The sequence below is a fragment of the Oribacterium asaccharolyticum ACB7 genome (genome assembly GCF_000238075.1).
Classification (GTDB): domain Bacteria; phylum Bacillota; class Clostridia; order Lachnospirales; family Lachnospiraceae; genus Oribacterium; species Oribacterium asaccharolyticum.
Map to the genome: position 1 here is coordinate 96,265 of NZ_JH414506.1, position 17,735 is coordinate 113,999.

At 44.9% G+C, this 17,735-nt stretch carries 15 protein-coding genes and 2 riboswitches; all 15 genes read right to left on the bottom strand.

The annotated features are described in order from the left end of the window. Nucleotides 1-9: 9 nt before the first annotated feature. The 15 genes from fliJ to HMPREF9624_RS08395 all read right to left on the bottom strand — a co-directional run bounded on the left by fliJ (nucleotide 10) and on the right by HMPREF9624_RS08395 (nucleotide 17,695). Nucleotides 10-447, bottom strand: coding sequence for a flagellar export protein FliJ (gene fliJ, locus HMPREF9624_RS08325; protein WP_009537371.1), 438 nt, complete (start codon nucleotides 445-447; stop codon nucleotides 10-12). Nucleotides 448-484: 37 nt separating this feature from the next. After that, a complete protein-coding gene (locus HMPREF9624_RS08330) occupies nucleotides 485-1,795 on the bottom strand; it encodes a FliI/YscN family ATPase (RefSeq protein ID WP_009428973.1) in 1,311 nt (436 codons plus the stop codon). Nucleotides 1,796-1,798: 3 nt separating this feature from the next. Next, complete coding sequence (locus HMPREF9624_RS08335; RefSeq protein ID WP_009537372.1) at nucleotides 1,799-2,605, bottom strand: FliH/SctL family protein; 807 nt, start codon at nucleotides 2,603-2,605, stop codon at nucleotides 1,799-1,801. Further along, nucleotides 2,592-3,671: a flagellar motor switch protein FliG gene (fliG, locus tag HMPREF9624_RS08340; RefSeq protein WP_009537373.1), complete on the bottom strand. Its 1,080-nt coding sequence runs from the start codon at nucleotides 3,669-3,671 to the stop codon at nucleotides 2,592-2,594. The genes HMPREF9624_RS08335 and fliG overlap by 14 nt, the downstream gene beginning before the upstream one ends. Further along, the gene (gene fliF / locus HMPREF9624_RS08345) at nucleotides 3,637-5,301 is read right to left on the bottom strand and encodes a flagellar basal-body MS-ring/collar protein FliF (RefSeq protein ID WP_009537374.1); all 1,665 of its coding nucleotides are present in this window, start codon (nucleotides 5,299-5,301) and stop codon (nucleotides 3,637-3,639) included. The genes fliG and fliF overlap by 35 nt, the downstream gene beginning before the upstream one ends. A gap of 24 nt (nucleotides 5,302-5,325) precedes the next feature. After that, nucleotides 5,326-5,646 (bottom strand): flagellar hook-basal body complex protein FliE, encoded by a 321-nt coding sequence (gene fliE / locus HMPREF9624_RS08350; protein WP_009429810.1) that lies wholly within the window; start codon nucleotides 5,644-5,646, stop codon nucleotides 5,326-5,328. 391 nt (nucleotides 5,647-6,037) lie between these two features. Next, the gene (locus HMPREF9624_RS08355; protein WP_009537375.1) at nucleotides 6,038-8,179 is read right to left on the bottom strand and encodes a bifunctional diguanylate cyclase/phosphodiesterase; all 2,142 of its coding nucleotides are present in this window, start codon (nucleotides 8,177-8,179) and stop codon (nucleotides 6,038-6,040) included. Nucleotides 8,180-8,366: 187 nt separating this feature from the next. Continuing rightward, a complete protein-coding gene (locus HMPREF9624_RS08360; protein ID WP_009537376.1) occupies nucleotides 8,367-9,176 on the bottom strand; it encodes an ABC transporter substrate-binding protein in 810 nt (269 codons plus the stop codon). Further along, entirely contained in the window at nucleotides 9,161-9,622 is a 462-nt protein-coding gene (locus HMPREF9624_RS08365) for a hypothetical protein (RefSeq protein WP_242822637.1), read from the bottom strand. The genes HMPREF9624_RS08360 and HMPREF9624_RS08365 overlap by 16 nt, the downstream gene beginning before the upstream one ends. After that, on the bottom strand, nucleotides 9,603-9,818 hold the full coding sequence (locus tag HMPREF9624_RS08370) for a hypothetical protein (protein ID WP_009537378.1): 216 nt from the start codon (nucleotides 9,816-9,818) through the stop codon (nucleotides 9,603-9,605). The genes HMPREF9624_RS08365 and HMPREF9624_RS08370 overlap by 20 nt, the downstream gene beginning before the upstream one ends. Nucleotides 9,819-9,998: 180 nt before the next feature. Next, complete coding sequence (locus HMPREF9624_RS08375; RefSeq protein ID WP_009537379.1) at nucleotides 9,999-10,430, bottom strand: CAP domain-containing protein; 432 nt, start codon at nucleotides 10,428-10,430, stop codon at nucleotides 9,999-10,001. A 63-nt stretch (nucleotides 10,431-10,493) separates the two neighbouring features. Next, a riboswitch (cyclic di-GMP riboswitch) is annotated at nucleotides 10,494-10,569 on the bottom strand. Between the two features lie 158 nt (nucleotides 10,570-10,727). Continuing rightward, nucleotides 10,728-10,803, bottom strand: a riboswitch (cyclic di-GMP riboswitch). A gap of 345 nt (nucleotides 10,804-11,148) precedes the next feature. Beyond that, entirely contained in the window at nucleotides 11,149-12,258 is a 1,110-nt protein-coding gene (gene aepY / locus HMPREF9624_RS08380) for a phosphonopyruvate decarboxylase (RefSeq protein WP_009537380.1), read from the bottom strand. A 12-nt stretch (nucleotides 12,259-12,270) separates the two neighbouring features. Beyond that, the gene (locus HMPREF9624_RS08385) at nucleotides 12,271-13,434 is read right to left on the bottom strand and encodes a phosphonoacetaldehyde reductase (protein WP_009537381.1); all 1,164 of its coding nucleotides are present in this window, start codon (nucleotides 13,432-13,434) and stop codon (nucleotides 12,271-12,273) included. A 185-nt stretch (nucleotides 13,435-13,619) separates the two neighbouring features. Further along, complete coding sequence (gene aepX / locus HMPREF9624_RS08390) at nucleotides 13,620-15,650, bottom strand: phosphoenolpyruvate mutase (RefSeq protein WP_009537382.1); 2,031 nt, start codon at nucleotides 15,648-15,650, stop codon at nucleotides 13,620-13,622. Between the two features lie 11 nt (nucleotides 15,651-15,661). Continuing rightward, nucleotides 15,662-17,695, bottom strand: coding sequence for a hypothetical protein (locus HMPREF9624_RS08395; protein WP_009537383.1), 2,034 nt, complete (start codon nucleotides 17,693-17,695; stop codon nucleotides 15,662-15,664). Nucleotides 17,696-17,735 lie beyond the last annotated feature (40 nt).

Here is a 17,735-nt window from a genome sequence, read left to right on the forward strand (position 1 = left end):
CCCGCTTAATCAGGCCTTTCTGGCATGAGAAACGAATTCCTCAATAAAGACCTCTTCGACTTTCTGCCCAAGGACATGGTACTCCTCCAGCTTCTTTTCCTTCAATTTCTCAAAGGCCTTGGTATCCATGTTTGCCTTGATTACTTCTTTCTTTTTTTCCTCAGCAAGAATAGTGAGGCGGGTAAGTTCATCCTCTTCCTTTTTGATGCGTTTTTCCATTCTTTCCAGTCCGCGCACATAAATCATCATGTTTTCAATGGAACATCCTTCCCTTTTGACGACTTCAAACTCCTCTTCATAATGATGAAGTTCCTTTCTCAAGTCTTCCAAAAGTCTTTGTTGCATCTGCACGTCCTGCAATTTCACAGCATATTCTTTCTTAAGTTTGTCTAAGATTTTCTGCTTAAATTGGTAAACTGCCTCCAGACTGTAGCTGAATTTTTTCATTCCGCTCCGCCCTTTCTTCTCAGGAATTTCTTACCTCCTAAGAGATATCGGTAATTTCCTCCATTTTTATTACTGTTTCTTCATAGGAAAATGATTCTTCTACTTTTTGCTTAAGAAATTCATTGATTAGCGGATATTTTTCTATCGCCTCATCAAGTTTAGGGTCACTGCCTTTTTTGTAGGCGCCAATGGAAATCAAATCCGAATTCTTTCTATAGAGTCCCAGCGTGTTTCGGATTCTGGAGGCGGATTTTTTATGTTCTTCCGAAACCAACTCATTCATAAGACGGGAAATACTCATTCCGATATCAATAGCGGGATAATGATTCTCCGCAGCGAGCTGTCTGGAAAGCACAATATGTCCGTCCAAAATACCGCGGACCGTATCCGCAATCGGTTCATTTGTATCATCACCCTCTACCAGGACGGTGTATACGCCGGTAATAGAGCCCTTTTTAAAGGCTCCCGCCCGTTCCAAGAGTCGCGGGAATTCCGCATAAATGGAAGGTGTATAGCCTCTCGCAATCGGCGGTTCTCCCGTTGCCAAACCGATTTCTCTCTGCGCCATGGCAAAACGGGTCAGAGAGTCCATCATCAGGAGCACATCCATCCCCTTATCTCGGAAATATTCCGCTATCGTGGTTGCAACAAGAGGTGCTTTCAGTCTGAGCATGGCAGGCTGATCGGAGGTAGCCACTACCAGAACGGTACGCTTCATTCCCTCTTCTCCCATATCCTTTTCCACGAATTCCAAAATTTCTCGACCACGCTCTCCTACCAGTGCAATAACGTTAATGTCCGTTTTGACATTTCTCGCAATCATGCCCATAAGTGTGGATTTTCCGACACCGGATCCGGCAAAAATGCCGATACGCTGTCCTTTTCCCACGGTATTTAGGCCGTCAATGGCTTTGATTCCGAAGTGCAGACGCTCTCGAATAGGCGGTCTGTCCAAGGGGTTCATATAGGCGTTATTTACCGTATAGTATTCGCTGTCGGGAAAGGGCTCTCCTCCATCCATCGGGACTCCCTGAGCATCAATAATTCTTCCCTTTAGAAAATCGCCAACAGGAACACGGAGACGACGTCTGGTGTTTCGAACAAAGGCACCGGACGTAATCCCCATCGCACTCTTGTAGGTCATCAGCTGTACACGATCTCCCTTAAAGCCGACCACTTCCGCAGCGACCTGAGATTCCGTCTCATCACTGTATATCATACAAATGTCTCCGATACTGGACTTACCCGTACCGGAGGCCTCCATAGACATTCCCACTATATTTTCAATTTTTCCGATATTCTCCACCGGGTCCATCTTTTTAATGGTGGAGAGGACATTCTCATACATGACTTACACACTCTCTTGGGTATCCAGGTGCCCGAGTCTTTCTCTCAGATTTTCCATCTGGGTGCCGATGCCGGCATCCACAATTTCTTCCTGGGTCTCTAAGATGAGTGTCCCCGGCTCCTCTTTTTCCACAATCACAAACTTAATATTGTCCGAAACCTGCGAAAGCTCTGATGCCACGTCTGCGTCTGTCTCTACCAGCATTTCATAGTCTAAACGGTCAATATGAATCTTCAGCCAGGCTGTTTTCTTGATTCTTTCCGCTTCTTTTAAAATCATCCTCCGGATGACTTCTCCGGAGGAGCGAAGACTGACATAGATTACCTTTTCCGCTACGGCTATCGCCACATCCTTTAATTCATCCATATAGCGATACAGTCTTTCCGTCTTCGCATCTTCTACGGTACGTAAGGTTCGGTTCAGCTCCTGACGAAAATCATCCAACTCTTCCGCATGCTCGGATAGGATTCTCTCCTCCGCTTCTTCCTTCCCCTTTTCATATCCTTCCCGAAATCCCTCTTTATAGCCATCCTCCTTTGCATCTTCCTTGATTCTCTGCGCTTCTTTCTCCGCAGTATCGATGATGCGCTGCGCTTTTTCCAGTGCCAGATGCAGTAAGGTTTCGTGATAGGGATCTTCTTCTTTTTTCTCCGGAAGTGCTAAGTAATCCTCTTCTTCCGTCGGCTCCTCTTCCTGAAAAAAATCCTCAGGAGTTTCTTCGGTCACAGGCTTTTCCTCGTCAAAAGAGCCAAGATAGTTGGAGAGCTCCTTATTCGAAGCGGACCTGATAATCTTCCTAGACGAGGACATTGTCTTCATCTCCTCCCTTATTGATGATTACTTCACCCTGATCTTCCAGGGTACGGATGAGGTTAACAATACGCTGCTGTGCCTCTTCTACATCCTTCAAGCGGATATTTCTGGATACTTCCATATCGGAATGCACCGTCTCCGCCATACGCTTGGACATATTGTTGAAGAAAATCTGCTTCATCTCTTCGTTTGCCGTCTTCAGGGCAAATACGATATCCTTGGAATCACAATCACGGATAAAGCGCTGTACGGAACGATCGTCCATGGTAAGGATGTCTTCGAATACAAACATCTTGTCCTTGATATCCGCAGAAAGATCGGGATCGGTTACATCCAACTCGTCGAAGATCTTCTTCTCATTACTTCTATCGATATGGTTCATGACATCGGCTACAAAATCAATACCGCCGAGGTTCATATTGTCTTCACTGGTAATAATGGTATCGAACTTTCGCTTCATTTCGTCTTCTACAATGGAAATAGCTTCCGGGGATACACGATCCATCTTTGCCATAGCCACTACCGTAGGAATACGCTTGGCTTCCGCCAAATTCTCCAGTACCTGCGCCGCCTGCTCCGCATCCATATAGGATAAAATCAAAGCAATGACCTGCGGACGCTCGTTCTGTAAAAGAGAAAGTAACGCCTTCGGATCTCCCTTGGAGAAGAAGTTGAAAGGCTTGGATGCCAGGGTATGAGACACGCGATCCAAAAGGGACTTTGCCGCTGTTTCTCCGAAAGCCTTTTCCAGGACAGCCCTCGCATAGTCCATTCCGCCGTCTGTCATCATCTTATGCGTAAGACACAGGCGGTAGAACTGCTCTAAGGTGGTTTCCACCATCGAGTTCGTGGTTTTTCCCATCTTGGCTACCTCAAAGGTCAACTCCTCGATGTCTCTTTCTCCCAAGTATTTGTATATCTGCGACGCACGTTCAGCCCCCAGAGAGACTACCACGAGGGCAGCCTTCTGTTTTCCGCTGAGGCTATGATGAGGCTCCGCGCCTTCCGGATTCGCATTTGTTTTAACTTTACTTTCTTGTACTTCTGTGCTGTTTTCTGCCAAGGTTTTGCTCCTCTTCTCTCATCCAGCTTTGAATAAGCTTTGCTACAACCTGTGGGTTCTGATCCGCAAACTCGCCAATACTCTTCTTCAGCTTCATGCCGTGAATCATTCTGCCTTCCGCATTGAGCTCATACTCATCCGGCGTGTCATCGATCGGTGCTATCTCATCACTCGGCTTAACACTGAGTGCCTCTTGGTTCGCCATCTCTTCTTCCATAAGCTTCTTCTGCTTCTTTTTCTTCTTCGCACGAAGAATCAGAATCAGCAAGATCAGGATTAATAAGAATGCGGATACTCCCGCTCCGATTAATGCCCATAACGGGAATCTCTCGAGTACTGTCTTCGGCTCTTCCGGAAGCGGTTCTTCTTCCGTCTTCTGTACATTGGTCTTATTCAAAGAGCGCAAAATCGTAATTTTGTTCTCTGCATCTTCTCTATTGATGCCCGCCGCATCCGCGACAAGATTAATCAAATCTCCATCCGGAATGCTCTTGTCATCCGTATTGATTACAATCGCAACCGTAGCGTCCTCCAAGACGCCGGGGGAAATTTCCTTCTGCTCTTTTAAAACATTGTAAAGCCATTCTCTGGTGGCACTGGAATTGGCATAGCCGTCCACCGTGGTATTGCTTCCGTTTTGTGTCGTATATCGCGGCGTGTCCGCATTGGCATCCGCTCCTGCAACACCGGCGGCATTTTCACCGGAACTTCCGGCATTCTCTCCCGCCACTTCCTCATTCTTAAGAAGACCGGTCTTGTCTGTGGCTTCCGTCTTCTCCGGAACGGAGTACTGTGTGTTTTCCTGAACCAGCTTGGCCATGTTCAAGGTACCTTTTACAGAAACGGCTAAGTTCTCTCCGCCGTAAATCTTCCCGAGTACCCTTTTAATATTGGTAGCAATGTTATTCTCTACAGTGGCCGTAAGATTCGCCATACTGGTCCCGGAACCGCTTGCGCCGTCTTCCGCATCCGCAGCCACTTCCTCCATGGTTCCTGCATCAAAAACCGAAACCTTGGTAAAAGTCATTCCTTTTACAGAACGGGCTACCAGGTTTTTAATGGCTTCTGCATTTTTCTCGCTCAGAGTCTGCCCTTCATCCATGGTCACCACTACGCTGGCACTGGCCTGAATCGGATTATCGGACTCTATGGCATAGTTCTGCTCCGTGCCTTCCGCAATGGTTACCTTTGCATCCCGCACGCCGTCAAACAGGCGAATGGTTGCCCCCAAACGATCCTGCAAATCATAGAGAGTATATTGTTTCTTATCGGACTCCGTTGTCATCAAACCGGAATTTCCGATATACATATTGTAAGCAAAGCCGGATTTGGGGTATCCCTTCGATAAAAGCTGTGCTCTTAAGGTATCTACCGATTGAGAAGGAACCTTAAGAGAACCGGACTTTCCGTCATAAAGATAAGGAACGTTCTGTTCCTGCAAAAGAGAAACAACCTGTTGTGCCTCGCTTTGACTCAGAGAACTGAAAAGGGTCTGGTATTCTGTTTTTTGTCCTTTAGCAATCAAAACAACAGCTACAACGATCACGAGTAACGTCACAGCAGCAATGATGCCTAAGAGTTTCTTTGATTTTTGTGACAGATTCTGCCACATCTCCTTGAGTTTTTGCACCTGAAAACTCCTCTATCATTCATCCTACAGGCTGATCTTCATTAGATCGTTATAACTCTCCAACGCCTTATTCCGTAAAGTTACCAGCAAATCCAAACTGATTTGCGCCTTGGCTTCCGCAATAGGCAGACTGTGGGCGTCGGAAAGCTGGCCTGTAGCCAGTAAATACTGTTTATTTTCCACGTCCAGCTGTGTAGTCTTTACATTATCAATTGCCGATTTAAAAACATCTCTAAAAAGACTGCCATTCTCCGTTCCTGTCAGTCCTCTTTCCACCGCTGTCGTATCGCCTATATTTCCAAGCTTCCAAGAAGTCATAGGCTGAATAAACGCTATATTTTCCATCGCTCCTCCTCCTTTAGGACACAATGTTATTCTCTCTGTGCTCATCCGTGATGCATAGTATCAATCCTAAAAAAGCCGAGAGTACCTGTTTTTAATCTTTTTTTAATTTTAAATCCTATGTACTATAGCAAAACCCTTGCTATTTGACAAGTATAAGATTCATGAATATGACCAATTTTTTTATCTATTTTTTTCTAAGTATTTTCATCGATTTAGAATTATATCACAAATGACTCGCTTTAATTCGTCTATTTTTTCAGCAAAAAAGACAGCGTAATTCTCTATCTTATTTAATCCTGTTTTCTTGCCTCTTTTTAAGAAAACCGTAATCCTATCTTTTCTTTCTTAAAAAAGATAGGATTATGCCCTTTTTTCTTCTTTGTTTTTCGGCTTATAAACCTTCGCCCAGTTTCCCTGCAACAAGAGAAGCGACCTGTGCATTCCAAAGGCGTCTGATGCTCAAGAGGATTTTCTCCTCCTCATCCAGCATGGAAGCCTTAAGGCTCACCAGTAAGACGATTTTCTTTCCGTTTTCGTCTACTCCCATAAAGTATTTTTCCTTGACGGCTTTCTCCCCCTTTAGGGCACTGTTTTGCCGTAAGAACTGGAAAAAGCGTTTTCCCTCTTCCTTTGAAAAAGTATCCCTGGCATAACACGTCAGAAAATCTTTTTCCTCCTGCTGCATTCTGCCTTCCGCCCTAAGGTAAAGCAACTCCGTCTGTCCCATTCTGGGGCTCCAAAGGAGAACCAGCTCATACCCCTTATATAAGTCTTTGACCTTTTCGATCATTTTCTTCTGCTTCAGCTTTAAAAAATCCCCCTGATAGACCTGAAGATTTACAATATAAGCATTTCTTCCCGGAATGTGACTAATCTCTCTTCCCCGAATACTGAAGAAGGTATCTCCCACGATGGTATCCAGCGTTTCTCTTTCTCCCGCGGACAGATTGGAAAAGAAACGTCTTACCACCTTATACATCTCTTCCTGCTTATTATTAATGATTTCCTCCGTCCCCTTCACGCTTAATCCTCTGACACTGGAAAGCTCCTGTTGGAAGGATTTGTTGGCATAGAGAAACTCCATCTTATCGCCCACCATTTCCACAATGGAAAGGGGAATTCCTTCCACATAATTTCCCACCTCGGACGCAGCATGCTGCTTTATATGGGCATACCCGCTAAGCAGATTGACATTCCCGAGGTCATCGTTGTATCTTCTCTTCCCCGGTGTCTCAAAACGAAAGCCCATTTCCTTACAATGGGCAATACTTTCTTCGTAGGGACGGGGACGACCGATATAATACCCCTGCAACTTTTCACAGCCGATTTCCCGCAGGAACTCCAGCTGTTCCTCCGTCTCCACTCCTTCAGCAAGCGTACGGATTCCGATTTTCTTAGCCATATCCACAATAGAGCTGACAATTTTTTGAGACTTTTCCTGGAAATCCTGCAACAAAAGCATATCGATTTTCAACAAGTCAAAGTCAAAGTCCTTCAGAATATTCAAAGAGCTGTAGCCGGATCCGAAATCATCCATCCAGACCTTGTAACCGGCCTCGTGAAACCGCTTTATCTGGTTACTGATCAAGGCCGGATTTTTGTTTAAAACGGATTCCGTGATTTCCATGGTCAGCATTTCTTTCGGTACATCGTATTCTTTTACAAGCTTCTCAATCTCCGCAAAAATATCGCAGAGTTCAAAATCCATACGGGAAACGTTAAAAGAAACCGGAACCATGTTCTCCCCCTTTTCCCGAATATTGGAAAAAGCCTGGCAAATCAGAGAAACAACGTGAATATCCAGTAAATGAATAATATGATACTCTTCCAAAACCGGAATAAACTCTCCGGGAGAGATAAATCCAAACTGCGGGTCCACCCAGCGTACCAGAGCCTCCAGTCCGCAAACCTCCTTGGAAAGCGCACGAATCAGGGGCTGATAATAAACCTGGATATCCCCTCTCTTCATGGCATCTTCAATATTATCCACAATAAAACGCTGGCGGAGCAGCATATGGCTGAGTTCCTCATCGTAGTAACGATAAAAGCTTTCCCTGTCTTTTTTGATGGAATCACAGGCCGTTTTCGCATTATCACAGGCATTGATGATATTTCTCTTCTCAGAGACAACATGAATTCCCACCTTAAAGTCCAAAAACATGGGTAAATCCAGCTTTTCAAACTCGGTATGCGCTTTCAATAAGGAATTATGGCAATCCTCCGGAGTCGTCAAAAGGGCATACTGATCCGCAAACATTCTGGTAATCAGTGCATGCGGAAAAGCGGATTGAAGAATCTTTGCCATTTGAATCAGCAAAAGATCTCCCTCCTCGAAACCGAATCGGTAATTATACAGTTTAAAATCTACAATATTAAAATAGCAAAGAAGCTGCCCCTCTTCCAAAAATTCCGCTGCCAACTCTCTAAAGGGCTGATTCTTTATCGTCTTACTGAGAGGGTCCAGCTGACTCTCCTTCAATTGTTTCTTTTTCTCCATCCATTTTGGAAGAAGAAGATTCTTCTCTTTACTCACTTCGGCTCCCTCCGATATTACGGCTTCCTGCCGCCCGCGCCCAGGCAGTTCATCCTGTCTTTTCGTTTATTTTTCGATAAAATTTTTTTATTAAAAAATGAAAATATTTCATGGCTTCCCTGTTTTATCGTCAAAAAAAAGAGAAGATATAACTTCTCTTTTAAAATTTTGCTTTTTCATCTCGTTTTTATTCGGAAAAATAGGACTCATAGCGCCGGTAGAGCGCCTCAAATTCTCCATTCTCCTTTATTTTTCGAAAGCCCCTGTCGAAGGCTCTGAGAATCTCCCGGTTTTGACCGCGACTCACGATGAAAGAGATTTCTTCTTCCTTGTCGAGAGAGAGCATCTCTAAACTGTTGTCTCCTTCCCGCATTTTCAAAAGGGCGGGGCGAAGATCACAGATGGCATCCGTTTTTTCCTCTTCCAGGGCGGAAAAAAAATCTTCATTACTCTGTACCACGCTAAGGTAATAGCCCTCCTCCTCTCTTTTCTCTTCGAGAAAGGATGCGGCGGCGCTGCCTTCCTTTACCAGAACCGTCTTTCCCCGAAAGTCTTCCAAACTCTTTTCTGCCGGATTATCCCTGTCTTTCCTTAAAAGAATGGCCAGGTGCACCGTCAAATAGGAGGTAGAATAGCTGAGTCTTTTCTCCTCGTCTTCTATGCGAGACAGACCGCCAATCGCCATATCCGAAGTTCCCGTAATCACGGAGGGAGCAAGTGCGGATTGATTTTTGGGCAAAAACTTTAAAGTAAAGCTTTCCTTTTCCGCAATCCGTTCCATCAGTTCGATTTCAAATCCAACGGCCTTCCCTTCCTCGTCCTCCGCGGTAAAGGGATAATTATCCCGGTCAAAGCTCAGCCGAATTTCTCTTCCGGAAATGGTGCCGGTCGGTTTCTTCCCGCACGCAAAGAGAAGCAGAAAAAAAAGACAGAAGACTGACTTGCATAGCCTTCTTTTTATCTTCTCTATTCCTCTCGATTCTACTCTCTCGGACATTCCCTCTCCATAATCTTTAACAAAGCCAGTACGCTTTGAAAAGAGAAAGCCTTCTCCTTTTCTCCGATATAGACTTCTCCCTGCCATGTACAGTGCTGCCTAAACTTCGTATGCACAAAAAAAGTGGCGAGCTTTCCTCGCTCTTCCAAAATGGAATGCTTGGTGAGCGTCCTCACCTCATCCACAAAGTCTTTCTTCCCTCTTCTGTCGGGATAAACATACTTCTGTCTCTTCCGGAAGCTTCTGTCCCGTGAAGAGGTCTGCGGATAATCCCACGCATCGTACTGCATTTCCATCTTCTTAATCAGGTCCAAAACGCCATAGAAAGGGACCCGCTTCGTAGAGTACTGTTCTATCAACTCTCCCCGAAAGTCCCCGTCTACTCTTTCCATGATTAACACGCCCAATAAATCTATGGCATAAAGCTCAGCTAACGACTTCTCCATCTTCTTCATCCTCATCCTCTAAAGACAAAGTCTCATCCAACAATGCTCTATCCATTAACTTCAGAAGTTCCAAACTGCTCCTAAAATATTGAGCCCGATTTTTCTCAGCCCAAATAACCTTCCCTTGCCACGTATCATTTTCCATGCATTTTATTTGAACGATAAAAGTACTGCCTCGAACCTCTTTTTCTTCCATGGCTCACCCTCCCCTTATCTGTATTTTCTACTTTACTATGAAATCACGGAGAAAAAAAGAACTTTTTGTTTTCAAACGAATGAAAGGACTACCGATGATATGTCGGCAGCCCTTTCATTTCTTTCTTAAGGTTCACGTTTTCTTATTGCATATTCTTCAAACGAAATTTTATAGTTTTTATTAGATTCCAAACTCCTCTGCCCAGTAAACTTCTCCGTCTACTTCAACAGTAAAGATTGCACCACTTTTGAAATCCGGCTTTAAGATGTTGGCTCTGTGAGATGGAGAATTCATCCAAGCCTGAACAACTTCTTCAGAACTGTCATAATACTGTGCAAGATTCTCTCCATAGAGAACCTTATCATCAGCAGTATACCAAGGTCTTCCGTCCGGTCTTGTGTGGGAAAAACTGCTTACGATTTCATTTGCTCTTACTTTAGCAGCGTTCTCAACCTGGTAGTTCCAAGTGAGTGGGTTTAAGCCGTTAGCAACTCTGATTTCATTCACTTTGTTGAAAGCTGCCTGAGCATCACCTTTTGCAGCGAATGCTGTCATTGCAAAAAATGTGGCAAATAATGCTGTAAGTAAAACTAATTTTACTACCTTTTTCATACATAACTCCTTCTTACGAGGGAGTCAGGAGCAGAATCATTTCACCCTGGTCAGGGGATTCATGATTGCAGCTGGCTGACATTTTACAGTCCCTATAGCTTTGCGTCGCCGGATTTCCCCGGGTTTGCCGATGTCCTACCGTTAGTACGGTGACACCATATGATGAAAAGAAATACTCTACACTTTCTTTTCGAGTAATAAAAAACCGACAGCTAGAATTCCCTTTCTAGTTGCCAGCTAACCGAATCTTCATATGAAAAAGCTTGTATAGATTGTTATACATCTTCTTACAGGGAAGATCGCAACTGGCTGCCATGTTACAGGCCCTATAGCTTTGCGTCATCGGGTTTCCCCGATTTTGCTCAAACAGATCCGGTCAGAATCTGTTGGTAAGTGGTGAGTACTCAGCGGCTTCTCCGTCCGGTAAGTTATCCAATTCACTTACAATTTGGATTATAGCATATATTAAAGAGATGTCAACAGAAAAATTAAATTTTAAGTTTTTTCTTTTTTACCTCTTTATAAAAGCTTCTCTCAGTGTATATTATCGCCAAGGAATTAAATTATATAAGTAATTTTCAAATTACTTTTAAAAAATAATTTTAGCTGTAAAAATAGGGCGTTGCACACGGCAATTTCCCTATCTTTACAGCTATATAATCAGGTATAAAGTAGTTTAATTAGATACAAAGTAGTTTTACAAGATACAAAGTATTTTTTACAGTTCTTCCATAAAGGCTTCTTTATTCTCAATCGCGGTGGTCTTCGGTCTTCCGAGGTCCTCCCTGGAAAAGACGGAGCAAGCGACCTCAATAAAAATCGGGCCGGTCTCCTTTCCGCTCTCGGAAAGGGCATTTTCCAAAGCGGCCTTCTCCTTTGCCAGATAAACCTTCCGATAGCCTACCGCTTTCGCAAGCTCTCGATAATGGACTGTCTTCGATACGGTGGGCTGCCCTCCTACCGTCTCATGTGCTTCATTATTAAAGAGGATATGGACAAAATTCTTCGGACTTACGGAACCGATGGTCGCCATGGCTCCCATATGCATGAGTGCCGCACCGTCTCCGTCCAAACAGAAGATTCGCTTATCCTTCTTTTCTAAAGCAATCCCAAGTGCAATCGAACTGGCATGCCCCATAGAACCCACCGTCAGGAAATCCAATCCGTGCCCTTCTCCTTCGGCATCTCTGATTTCATAGACTTCCCGGCTGATCTTTCCCGTTGTGGAAACAATCGGATTCTGTCCGCTGTAACGAAGAACACAGCGAATCGCATCCTCTCTGCAGAAAGAATAGGAGTTCCTATAGGAATAAGACTCCTCCTTCGTAAGAGCTCCCTTCTTAACTACAATAGCCGCCTGCCTTCCTTCCTCAAAAACGTCTTCAAACCGCTTGCAGGCCTCCTCCAGCTCTTCCTTTGTGCTCTCTTTCTCCAAAACAAAGTAGGGAATCCGCATCAAATCCAAAAAGGACAGGGTAATCTCCCCTTGAAAAACATGTTGCGGCTCATCCTTTACCCCCGGTTCTCCGCGATAGCCGATGATGAGAAGCATGGGAATCGCATACACGGATTTAGCGCAAAGAGAAGCCAGAGGATTCATGGCATTTCCCTGCCCGCTGTTTTGCATATATACGGTGGGCACCTCTTTTGTCGCCAGAAAATGTCCTGCTGCAAGCCCCACGGCATTCCCTTCATTTGCCGCAATAATATGCCGCTCGGAAATCCCGTAGCGCTCCATCAGACTGTCGCAGAGTGCCTTTAATTGGGAATCCGGTACACCGGTGAAAAAATCCGACGGAATCCGTTCCAAAAACTCTTCTACTTTCATCCTTCTTTTCTTCTATCCTTCCAACATAAGAATTCGCCTGTAAATCTGTTTTAATTCCTCCTCTGAAAGACTCATGGGGTGATTCTGCAGCCGCTCCAAATTGACGGACTTGGCAAGAATCTCCACCGCCTCTTCCAAAGACTGCACATCCGGAGACTTCTCCCGCAAGCGCTCTTCATAAAAACTCTTCTCCTTCGGCAGAACATCCACCTTCTCTAAAAAAGCCTTGTAACGCTTTGCCCCTTCTTGTGCGGTCTTTACCCCAAAGCAATGAGCCAGGTAAACAAGCTTCTCCGGGTCATGAACTCTCTCTTCGTTTTCCGTGAGCAAGGGATAGAGTTCCTTATTTACTATTGCTGTAGCCAAGCCGTGCGGAAGCGAAAACAGACTTCCCAGTTTATAAGAAAGTGCATGCCCTCCCGTCGTTTTCGTAATGGCAATCGCCTTTCCTGCAAGCGTTGCCGCATCGGAAATCGGATTCCATGACCGAGGATCATTTTCCAGATAAGCATCGGCATGACGAAGAATCCCATCTATCGCTTCCTTCCCGTAATAGAGGTTGTCTCCCTCACTCGCCCTGGACCAAATCGATTCCATGGCATGACTTAGGGCATCCAGTAAGGTTACCTTCTTCTGATAAAGCGGTAAGAATTCCAGGCTCCTTGCATCTTCTACGCGAATCAGAGGGTATATGCTTTCGTCCTCTATCGAAAGCTTCTCCCCGCCCTTGTACAAAACGGAAAAGGGGGTACATTCCGATCCGGTTCCCGCCGTAGTCGGAATTGCGAGCAAAGGAATGCCGTTATCCTTCCAGGGTTTTAGAAGAAGCTCCTCTTCCTCCAAGGAAGAAAAAAGCTTTATCGCCTTTGCCGTATCCATCGCGGAGCCGCCTCCCACCGCAAAAATCACATCGGGCGAAAAACTCCGAAAGACTTTACTGCCCGCTACCGCCTCCGAGAACTCGGGATTGACCGAAAAGGCGGAAAAGCGCTCCACGGTGAGGGACAGCTCCTGTTCCAACTCCGCAAATTCTTTTCCTATAGCCAGACCGGAGAAGGATTTTCCCGCTACAAGGAAAATCTTTTTCCAGGCATTTCTGCGAATAAAATCCCCCAGTTCTCTTTTAACATTCCCTTTTCCGAGGACTATTTGTGCCTCAATGACATCCTTTCTCATATCTACCCCTACTCTCCTACGTTTTATCTTTTAAAGCTTGGATTGTAAATCTTCTTTGCCGTTTCAATCGATCATAAAGATAAAATTTCCGCTATATTCTACTGCAAAGTATCGGAAGGGAAAATATGTTTTTTTCCGATTTACCACAAAAAATCTTCAAAAGCAAAAATCATCCCGATTTCTTTTTAGTCCTCTTCCGGAATCAAGCGGATAATCTCTTTAAAGGGCATGAGAAAACTGTCACATTCTTCCGCTCTCTCATTTTGAAGAATGGTCTCCGCGGCATTCTGAATGGCCGGTACGGTGGCACGCATAAGTTGGTTGGCATAAATCACGACATTCACGCCCCTTTTCTTAAACTCCTCTTCTTTTACACTGTTAAAGCTGGTCGGGACTACCACAATATAGGTTTCCGAATCCTCTTTTCGGAAACGCTCCACAAAGGTAAAGATTTCCTCCGGACTCTTCTTCCTGCTGTGAATCATAATGGCATCCGCGCCTGCCTTTACAAAGGCAAAGGCTCTTTCCAAAGCGTCCTCCATTCCTCTTTCCAGAATCAGGCTCTCGATTCTCGCACAAATCATAAATTCTTTTGTCCGTTGTGCCTTCTTTCCGGCACGAATCTTTTCGGAAAAACTCTCTATGCTGTCCTGAGTCTGCTCCACTTCGGTTCCGAAGAGGGAATTTTTCTTCAGTCCCGTCTTATCCTCGATAATGACCATGGAAACACCGAGACGCTCCAAGCTGCGTACCGTGTAGACAAAATGCTCTTTGATACCGCCCGTATCTCCGTCAAAGATAATGGGTTTGGTTGTAACCTCGGTAATGTCTTCAATGGTTCTGAAACGGGAGCTCATATCCACAAGCTCTATATCCGGTTTTCCTTTTGCCGTAGAATCGCAAAGAGAACTGATCCACATCGCATCGAACTGATGAGCCCCGCCATCCTTATAGACCTTGGTGTTCTCCACAATCAGCCCGGTTAAGCCGTCATGGGCTTCCATCGCATTGACAAAGCCTTTTACCTTCAATTCCTTTCTTAATCGCCCTCTTCTAAAATCCGGCATTGCCAAATCCGCGCGGGTCCGCTTTTCCAGGTCCCGATATTTTTCATTATTGTTATACGGCAGTTCTACAAGTTTCCCGCCATAGCCTGCCAAAATGCTACAAACTTCTTCCCGAATCGGCTTCTGAAATCCGCTTTGCCAGTCGTCTCCATGCACCACAAAATCCGGTTTATATTTTTCCAAGTTTTCCCGGTAGGAAAGACTGTTTTGCTCGACCACTCTTTCCACTCCGGCAATATTTTCAAACATGGCCTTCCTCTCCGAGAAAGGCAGCAGGGGAAAACGCTTGTAGGAGGATACCACCTCATCACTCAGGACTCCCACTATCAGTCTTCCCAGTCTCTTCGCCTTTTTTATCAGGGTGAAATGACCGTTATGCAAGATATCCGTTGAAAAGCTGAGATAAACCGTCTTCTTTTTAATGGCACGAAGCAGGAGGGAAACCACTGTCAAATCCTCTGGATTGTCCACCTCCTGGCAAAGCTTCTCTTCCGCATCATAAAGGCGAAGCGAAAACTGAGAAAGCACGGTATTTAAAGCTTCTTCCGCATACAGCTTCTTCCAATTCGTTTCTCCCTCATCCTCTCTCTCACAAAATGCGCAGATTGCGGAGAGCCAAAGTCCCCAGTCCTCCTTCTTAAGCTTATAGAGCGGCTGTGCACTGAAGGCATGCTCAAAAAAGGAAACGCCCACCCTCGTAATTTTTCCGTCCAAGACTTCCGCCTTAAAGTCCTTCTCCGGAAGCTCCTTTGTTGTACTCCCTGCCATAAGGGAGCCTTCTTGCTCCATGAAATCGAAGAAAACATCATTTTCCACAACGAGATCTCCGTGCATTAAGAGCAGGTCCGTATCTTTCAGGACTTCCCGAGCCAAGTAAATGGAATAGATATAATTTGTTTCCGCAAAAAGAGGATTCCGCACAAAACTGTATTCCAAATCAAGGCCAAGGCTCTCCACATAGTGAATCAGCTTGTCCTCAAAGGGGCCTGTCGTAATCACGACCTCTTTTATTCCATAGTCCTCAATCTGCCGAAGCTGTCGGCTCAGTATAGTCTCCATGCTGGCAATTTCCGTCATACACTTGGGATGATTCTTCGTTAAATCTCCCATTCGACTTCCCTTCCCGGAATTTAAAATCAGTGCTTTCATACTATGCTCTCCTATTCCTCTATTTCCCTATTTTTTTCATCCTGAAGCGCTATACGCTGAAAATAGGCATGAATCTTCTCTCCGGCAGTGCCGATATTTACCGCAATCTCCTTTATCTTACTATGGGAAAATGCCTTGTCAAAGGGACGGGGAAGCGGTTTATCCGAAAGAAAATCCTGCAAATTGTAAGCTACATTTTCCTGCAATCCATAGGAAAAATGCCTCCATGGCAGAAATCCGGAAATCAGTTCTTCCTCCTTAAAATTGCACTCTACCTTCCACTTCTTCAGTTCTTCTTCCGGAATATGATAAATAAGCTTTCCCTCTTTCTGTCCCGTCTCTTCGAGAACACGCAAGGTTTTTAAAGAAAACCGAATATCACAGGGATAGTTTTCCGCTTTGCAGAATATATACTCCCCTTCCCGATAGCTCTCATAAAATGCATCCGGCTCAATAAAGATATGTTCCAGTTCCACTTTTTGAGGAGCTTTTCCCTTCTCGAGCACAAGAAAATGTCCCCCGGCCCTGGGACAAAGTATCCAGCGACCATGCTCAAAGTAGGCTTCTCTGTACTCATCTCCGGGGATTTTCTCTTCTTCTGACAGGAGTCCCCAGTCGGCTAAATCCAGCTTATCCAGAAAAAGAGTCTTCCCCTCTATCTTGCCTTTTAGTAGGAATCTCCCTTCAAATACCAGAGCTTCTTCTCCCTCCTGAGGATGTATTCCGGCAAAACGAAGCAGGAAATATTGCAAAAGCGGCCACAACTTTTCATTCCGCTCCTTATTTTCTGAAGAAAGGGCATAATCCAGCATCACTAGCGGTTTCTCCGCAACATTAAAAAGAGAGGTGATTGAAGTTCCCCAATCGCCAATATAGAGGGCGGACAAGGCTATCGCCCTATCCAGTTCCGCCGAATCATCGTAAATTCCTATTTTTTCCGTAATAAACTTCTCCTTTAACTGTTGAAAACGAGGCAAAAATTCCCTCTTCATAGTCAGGAAAGTATTCTCCAGTAGTGGATGAGGACGCCACAAAAGACAATATTTAGGATGGTCTTTAAAAAGCCGAAAAAGTTCTTCCATCTTACGCAGAAATCCGTCGGGATTCTCCAGCATACAGATCAAACTCGTATTGTAATAGTATAAGCTTCTTCCTTTCGCAATTTCCTGCCACGCAGGCGGAAGCTCTATTTTCTTCGTTTTAAGCCCTGCTGCCGCATCAAACTTCGGATTGCCAAGCACTACGCATTTTCCCGTTACTTCAGAGGGAAGGCAGTTTTTATGTACCTCATTTTGTCCAACAATGTAATCCACATAAGGAAAGGCCGGAAGGAAATTTCTCCACAGGTTCGACGCAGTCGTCGTTGTAAAATAAGGGACATAAACCAGATTTTCGGTATACTTCTTTAAATTGAAAGAGTAGTAGCGCGGGTGTACGGAAGTGACTAAATTTGCGTCATCATAGGGATTGTGGATATAGATCAGGTCCGGTTGTTCCTCCTCTATCGAAAAGTCTTCCGTGATAAGCGGAATATGTGCCGGAAATTTCTCCCTCTCATTCTGCGCTTCGCCGAAACTTCCTTCTTCCGCTCTTTCAAAATAGCTAATCGGCATAACCAGCGCTTCGCAGGATGGATCCTTTCTTGCCGCAAGATAAATAGACTCCATGCTGTCCCACATGGAAGCTTTATAGGGTAAGAATAGAATCAGACTGTGGACTGCTGTCTTCTCTATCCCATCCCTGATCTGAAAATAGACGGATTCCGCCTTTTGCAAAAAATCCATTCCCGATTCCGCTATCGAGAGCGCCTGATAAGTACGAAAGAGAGCTTCCTGATACTGTAAAAAAAGAGCCGTAAGCCCATCGGCCTCTGCCAAATTCGCCCGCACTTCCCCTTCTATTTTCTCCATTCCCTCCTGGCACAGCACAAGAAGAGAGGTCGCTTCTTTTTCTCTTCCCTCTGTAATAAAGCTTCGCAGTGTAGAATGTGCTTCCTCATAAGACTGTAATAACGAGAGAAGCTGCTCTTTTTTTCTCTTTCGCATATCGTTCCGTCCTCATTTTTCTCCCCCTACGGGGCTTTCT

Coding starts and splice junctions, on each gene's coding strand:
- HMPREF9624_RS08395 (WP_009537383.1), bottom strand. CDS start 17,695: ATGCGAAAGAGAAAAAAAGAGCAGCTTCTCTCGTTATTACAGTCTTAT.
- HMPREF9624_RS08330 (WP_009428973.1), bottom strand. CDS start 1,795: ATGTATGAGAATGTCCTCTCCACCATTAAAAAGATGGACCCGGTGGAG.
- aepY (WP_009537380.1), bottom strand. CDS start 12,258: ATGAAAGTAGAAGAGTTTTTGGAACGGATTCCGTCGGATTTTTTCACC.
- HMPREF9624_RS08370 (WP_009537378.1), bottom strand. CDS start 9,818: ATGGAAGAAAAAGAGGTTCGAGGCAGTACTTTTATCGTTCAAATAAAA.
- HMPREF9624_RS08385 (WP_009537381.1), bottom strand. CDS start 13,434: ATGAGAAAGGATGTCATTGAGGCACAAATAGTCCTCGGAAAAGGGAAT.
- HMPREF9624_RS08335 (WP_009537372.1), bottom strand. CDS start 2,605: ATGTCCTCGTCTAGGAAGATTATCAGGTCCGCTTCGAATAAGGAGCTC.
- HMPREF9624_RS08360 (WP_009537376.1), bottom strand. CDS start 9,176: ATGTCCGAGAGAGTAGAATCGAGAGGAATAGAGAAGATAAAAAGAAGG.
- fliE (WP_009429810.1), bottom strand. CDS start 5,646: ATGGAAAATATAGCGTTTATTCAGCCTATGACTTCTTGGAAGCTTGGA.
- HMPREF9624_RS08365 (WP_242822637.1), bottom strand. CDS start 9,622: ATGGAGAAGTCGTTAGCTGAGCTTTATGCCATAGATTTATTGGGCGTG.
- fliJ (WP_009537371.1), bottom strand. CDS start 447: ATGAAAAAATTCAGCTACAGTCTGGAGGCAGTTTACCAATTTAAGCAG.
- aepX (WP_009537382.1), bottom strand. CDS start 15,650: ATGAAAGCACTGATTTTAAATTCCGGGAAGGGAAGTCGAATGGGAGAT.
- HMPREF9624_RS08375 (WP_009537379.1), bottom strand. CDS start 10,430: ATGAAAAAGGTAGTAAAATTAGTTTTACTTACAGCATTATTTGCCACA.